This is a genomic window from Corallococcus sp. 4LFB (genome assembly GCF_046520365.1).
Classification (GTDB): domain Bacteria; phylum Myxococcota; class Myxococcia; order Myxococcales; family Myxococcaceae; genus Corallococcus; species Corallococcus caeni.
On record NZ_JBKGHJ010000515.1, the window covers coordinates 1 to 5,574 of the forward strand.

Annotated in this window: 4 protein-coding genes and 1 pseudogene; 2 read left to right on the top strand and 3 right to left on the bottom strand. The window is 73.8% G+C overall.

What is annotated here, in order from left to right; genetic code table 11:
• On the bottom strand, nucleotides 1-930 hold a 930-nt coding region (locus ACLEQD_RS35620; protein WP_410390261.1), incomplete at its 3' end, for a GTPase.
• A gap of 110 nt (nucleotides 931-1,040) precedes the next feature.
• Here ACLEQD_RS35620 and ACLEQD_RS35625 point away from each other — a divergent pair.
• Nucleotides 1,041-2,415, top strand: a pseudogene (locus ACLEQD_RS35625) (thioredoxin family protein).
• Between the two features lie 55 nt (nucleotides 2,416-2,470).
• Here the strand turns inward: ACLEQD_RS35625 and ACLEQD_RS35630 are convergent.
• Nucleotides 2,471-3,619: a transcriptional regulator gene (locus tag ACLEQD_RS35630; protein WP_410390263.1), complete on the bottom strand. Its 1,149-nt coding sequence runs from the start codon at nucleotides 3,617-3,619 to the stop codon at nucleotides 2,471-2,473.
• A gap of 41 nt (nucleotides 3,620-3,660) precedes the next feature.
• On the bottom strand, nucleotides 3,661-4,785 hold the full coding sequence (locus ACLEQD_RS35635; protein WP_410390265.1) for a helix-turn-helix transcriptional regulator: 1,125 nt from the start codon (nucleotides 4,783-4,785) through the stop codon (nucleotides 3,661-3,663).
• Between the two features lie 391 nt (nucleotides 4,786-5,176).
• Between ACLEQD_RS35635 and ACLEQD_RS35640 the strand changes: the two genes are divergently transcribed.
• Nucleotides 5,177-5,574, top strand: a 398-nt coding sequence (locus tag ACLEQD_RS35640; protein ID WP_410390267.1) for an alanine racemase, incomplete at its 3' end; no start/stop codon positions are given.

The window sequence follows — 5,574 nt, forward strand, 5'->3', positions numbered from 1 at the left end:
CCGCTCCGGCTCGCGGGCCGCGCGGGTCGCCGCCCGGGCCACCGCGTCCAGCTCCGAGCGCGCATCCGACAGCGACGCCTCCAGCGCCCGCGCCTTCAGCTCGCGCGCGTGTTCAGCCTGGCCCAGCAGCGCGGCGAGCGGTGGCCGTCCATCCAGCGCCTCCGTGGCCAGCGGCTTCAGTCCCGCCTCCACGTCCGGCTGGTGCGGCGCCAGGTAGCGCGCGAGCGGCGGGTGGCCCACGTCCTGGGCCAGCTTGTCCAGGTGGCCGCGCGCCACGTCCTCGCGCGTGGCCTCGTTGTAGACGAGCAGGTACGGCTTGCCGTGGCCCACCGCCGCGCGCAGGAAGTCCACCAGCGCCGCGTTCTGGTACGTCTGCCGGCTCACCACGAACACCAGCACGTCCACCGTGACGAGCAGCGCCTCGGCCCGCTCGCGGTTGTCCCGGTACACGCTGTCGAAGTCCGGCGTGTCCATCACCAGCAGGCCGCGCGGCACCGCCTCCGACAGCACCAGGTACAGCCGGCCCGGGGGCCCGGGCTCGTCCACGGGCGCCACCGTGCCGTCTCCCACCGGGACGATGTCGTAGCGCTGGGTGAGCACGTCCTTCAGCGCGCCCGTCCACGTCTCCGGGTTCGCGGCGGCCAGGCACTGCTTGGTGAGGCCGCCCTCGGGGCGCGCGGGGGACAGGGACGCCTTCGCCAGCGCGTTGAAGAGCGTGGACTTCCCGACGTTGTTGGGGCCGGCGATGGCCACCAGGAGCAGCGGGACGTCGTCGGCGCCGGAGCCCAGGCGGGGCAGCAGGTCGCGGCGCAGCCGTTCAGCCAGGCGGCGGGCCATGTCGGCGTCGGCGCCATCGGGGAAGCGCTCGGAGGCGGGCAGGGCGTCCAGGGCGGACGCGAGGGCGGTGCGCAGGGCGCGAGGGTCCTTCATGGGCATAGGGGCCACGCGCAAGACAGCACGCACGCCGCGCGGTGCCCAGACAAGTGTGCGCACACTGTCCACCGGGGACACCCCCGGGGAGGCGCGATAGGGTGCGCCGCATGCGCTCCCTCCTCGCCTGCCTGCTTCTGTCGGGGTCCATCGCCTGCACGGCCACGCACACCAACGCGCCCGCGCCCGCCGAGACCCACGCCGAAGGCCCGCTGCCCTTCATCCCGGATGACTACGCCCGCGCGCTCGCGGACGCGAAGGCGAAGGGCGTGCCCCTGTTCGTCGACACCTGGGCGCCCTGGTGTCACACCTGCCGCTCCATGCGCGCGTATGTCTTCACGGACAAGGCGCTGGCGAAGCACGCGGACCGCTTCGTGTGGCTGGAGCTCAACACCGACCTGACCCAGAACGCGACCTTCCAGGAGAAGTACCCGGTGGAGTTCTGGCCCACCTTCTTCATCATCGACCCGCGCGAGGAGAAGGCCCTGCTGCGCTTCGCCGGCAGCGCGACGGTGCCGCAGCTGGAGCGCCTCTTCGAGGACGGCGAGCGCGCCTACCAGGGCGGTGCCACCGGCGCGGACGCGCTGCTCGCGCGGGGTGACGCCCTCTACGGGGAGCGCAAGCCCGCGGAGGCCGCCGAGGCCCTGACGCTCGCGCTCGCGGAGGCCCCCGCCGACTGGTCCCGCCGGGGCCGCGCCGCTGGAGTCGCTGCTGATGGCGCAGTACGGGGCGAAGCAGTACGTGCCCTGCGCGCGGAAGGCGGTGGCGGAGCTGCCGGGGGTGCCGCGCTCGCTCAACCTGGCCAACAGCGTCCTCAACGGCCTCACCTGCGCGCTGGCCATCCCCGAGGGCACGCCCGAGGCCGCGGACCTGCGCCACACGCTGGAGGCGAAGGCGCGGGACGTGCTGGCGCCGCCCGCCATCGAGATGGAGGCGGATGACCGCTCCGGCCTGTACGAGGTGCTGGTGGAGGCGCGCGCGCAGGACCAGGACACGGCGGGCGCGAAGCAGGTGGCCCAGGAGTGGCTGACGTTCCTGGAGGGCGAGGCCGCGAAGGCGCCGAACCCCGAGGCGCGCACGGTGTTCGACTCGCACCGCATGCTCGCGGCGATGACGCTGGAGCAGCCGCAGCGGGCCATCCCCGCGCTGGAGCAGAGCGAGAAGGACCTGCCGCAGGACTACAACCCGCCCGCGCGGCTCGCGACGCTGTACCGCCTGTCGGGCCGGCTCGACGACGCGCTCGCCGCGAACGACCGGGCGCTGGCGCGGGTGCAGGGCGCGCGGCGGCTGTCCGTGCTCTCCGGCCGCGCGGACATCCAGGTCGCGCGCAAGGACACCGCTGGCGCGGTGAAGACGCTGGAGGAGGCCTTGGCCTTCGCGAAGACGCTGCCCGCCGCGCAGGTGTCCCCGCGTCAGGTGGAGTCGCTGGAGAAGAAGCTCGCCGGCCTCAAGTCGCCCGCCGCCGCACCGGGCGCGGCGCCGTAACAGGCATGCAACCCTTCGCGCGTGCCCTGCTGGATGCGGCACGCGCGAGGCGTCGTCACGGCGCCAGCGGCACCGCGCGACGGGCATCCAGGTCGAACAGCTGGAAGTCCTCCGCGCGGCCCTCGCGCATGGCGCCATCCGTGAACACCATCACCGCCTCACCCGGGCCCGTCACCGGCGGCGGTCCGTGCGCGTAGTCCACGCGCGTCCCATCCGTCACCAGGTGGCGCAGCACCCCGTCGCGCACGGGACCGGGTGACACCAGCTCCCGCACCCGCTTGTCCCGCGTGTGGCCCACCACCTGGGACAACCCCAGCGGCAGGCGCCGGGGATCGAACCTGCGCCGGGGCGTCCCCCGCACGCGCTCCGCATCCTCCGCGGCCAGGCTGGGCCGCTGGTAGAAGATGCCCACTCCCTCGCCATCCTTCGCATTGCCCGGATGGTGCAGCCCCGGCAGCACGAGCGGCCCGCCCTTCCACGCCGCCACCGCCCGGTCCATCACCCCGTTGAGCGCCTCCGCCACCGCGCGCGCGTCCGCCCACCGCCCGGACTCGAGCCCCACGACCTCCAGGTCCTCGCGCGTGACGCCCGCGTGCAGCACCAGCAGCGAATCCCCGGCCGCGTGCGCGACGCGGAACCTCCGTGCGCGCAGCAGGTGCTCCACCCACGCGCGCTGCTCCCCGGTCCAGGCGCTGAAGTCCCGCGCCGCCAGCTCCGCGCTCGGCAAGCCGGGCCAGCGCTGGAGGAAGGCCCGCTCCGCCGCCGCGTCGGTGTCATCCCCGGCGTAGACCCGGTCCGCGTCCACCTGCGCGGCCCGGAAGGTCGCATCGGTGAAGTCCGCCAGCTCTCCCACGCGCCCCAGGTCGTGGTTGCCCAGGAGCAGCACCGCCTGATCCGCCGGATGGGACGCGAGCCACGCCACCAGCCGCAGCGCGCTCCGGGCCACGCGCTCGCGGTCGGCCGCGGGACCCCAGTCGAAGTGGTCGCCCACGGACACCAGGCACACGTCCGGGCGCAGCCCTCCGTCCCCGTCCAGCAGCCCGTGCAGTGAGAGGATGGACAGCACCCGGCCGAAGTCCGCCTGCGGGTCCCCCATCGCCACGTGCCGCGTGCGGCGCTGGCCATCCGCCGCGACCGCATGCGGCCCCTTCGCCACCGCCGCGTCGGCGCGAGCCAGCGCCTTCTTCAAGAGCGCATCATCCATCCTTCCATCCTAGTCACGCCGGGGGCGGTGCCCACGGCGCATCAGGACTGGAAGAAGCGGGAGATGAGCGCGGAGCGGCTCTCCACCTGCGCCTTGTTCAGGAGGTGCGTGACGTGCACCTCCACCGTGCGCTCGGCGCAGCCCAGGTGCAGGGCGATGGCCTTGTTCGTCTCCCCCTGCACCACGTGCTCCAGCACCTGCGCCTCGCGCGCGGTGAGCCCCCAGCGCTGGTCAGCACCGGCAGGCGCGACGTCGGCTCCATCGGGGGGCCGGGGTCCAGCACCAGGTAGTGGTCCGGCAGCCCCTGCGTGCGCAGCGGGCCGGAGGAGAAGAGCGGCCCCGTGCCCGGCGGGCTCCGCAGACACTCGCGCACCTGCGCCGCCAGCGCCTGCGAGTCCTGCTCCCACCGCGCCTGCCCCGCCTTGTTGGCGTGCATCACCCGGCCGCTGAACGTGACGACCCACGCGGGCCGCCCAGCACCTCCAGCGCCGCGCCCAGGGCGGGCCCAGCAGGCCGCCTCGTCGCAGCCGCCGGTCCATGGCCATGCGCCGCTGGATGGCGGGCGTCAGCGCCTGGAGCAGCCGCTGCTCCCGCTCCGTGAAGGGCTCGGCCCGGAAGGCGCCCACCCAGCCCAGCATCATGTCGCCTTCGCACACCAGCACCCGCAGCTGCGCCAGGTGCTCCAATCCCAGACGCCGGTACAGGTTCGCGGCGCTCCCGGCCAGCTGCGTCCGCGCGTGCTCCCACTCCGCCTCGCTCAGCCCCAGCCGCTCCCACAGCGGCCCCTCGCCCTCGCCGGTGATGGGCAGGGCCCGCAGGGGCTCCGGCATGCCCAGCGGCGAGAAGCGCATCGCCCGGTTGCGCTGGGCCAGCGGCGGACGCGCGGGATCGAAATAGCCGAACCGGCTCCCCGCCGGCGGCAGGGACGCGTCGAAGGCCTCCGAAAGGACCGAGGACGGCTGCGGGAAGCCCACGCCGTACACGAAGGCCGTGTGAAAGCGGTCCGGGCCTACGTCCACGCCGTACGCCGCCGTCCGCTCCGCGCGCAGGGCGCCACGGAGCGCGGCGAGGACCGCTGGCAGTGCCTCGGAGCCGGGCTCCAGCCCCTCCAGCAGCCCCTCCAGCTCCTGCAAGAGGCGTTGGTCCTCGGAAATCAAATCAATCACGATTTACTTACTATAGCGGCTGGGGCCAATTGGAAGACTTGTGAGGTCGGGAGTGGAATCAGTGCTTCTTCCGCCTGTCCAGGTGGGAAATGATTCCCTGCCCCCCGGGTCGTCTGAGACTCGCGTGATTTCCTCAATAGAAATGACTTTCGGCTGACGGCACCATGGCGTTCCGTGCCCTTCCGGGGGGGTGGGCCGACCCAGGAGTCGAAGAATCCGTGTGTGCGCGCGCCGGGCGTTCCCCCAGGAATGTCCGGCGCGCTGCCCCTTTTCCGGCGCCTCCTCCCCGCCCTGTCCACCACCCCACGCGCCCGTGTGGCCGGTCCCCGGATACGACGGCGCGCGGCGATGATGACCTTCTCCCGTGGAGCCCGCGCCCGGAGGTCCTGACATGCCGCGTGATTACGCCTACTACGCCCGGGCCCTGGAGGGACGGCGGCTGCCGCTGGCCTTCGCGGACGTGGACCTCCTGGACGAGAACGCGGCGGCGCTGCTGCGGCGTGCGGGGGGCCTGCCCGTGCGGGTGGCCACGAAGTCGGTACGGTGCGTCGCGCTGCTGCGGCGCGTGCTCGACGGGCATCCCGGCTTCCAGGGCCTCATGTGCTTCAGCGCCGACGAGGCCGTGCGCCTGCGCGAGCGCGGCTTTACCGACCTGCTCATGGGCTACCCCGTCGTGGATGCCGAGGCCCTGGCGGCGCTGTGCCGGCCGCCAGCGCCCGTGACGCTGATGGTGGACTCGGCCGAGCACGTGGCGCTCGCCGCCCGGGCGGCCCGGGGGCAGGGGACGCG

Bases quoted from the DNA above. Each gene is read 5' to 3' on its own strand.
- ACLEQD_RS35630 (WP_410390263.1), bottom strand. From the start codon at position 3,619: ATGGATGATGCGCTCTTGAAGAAGGCGCTGGCTCGCGCCGACGCGGCG.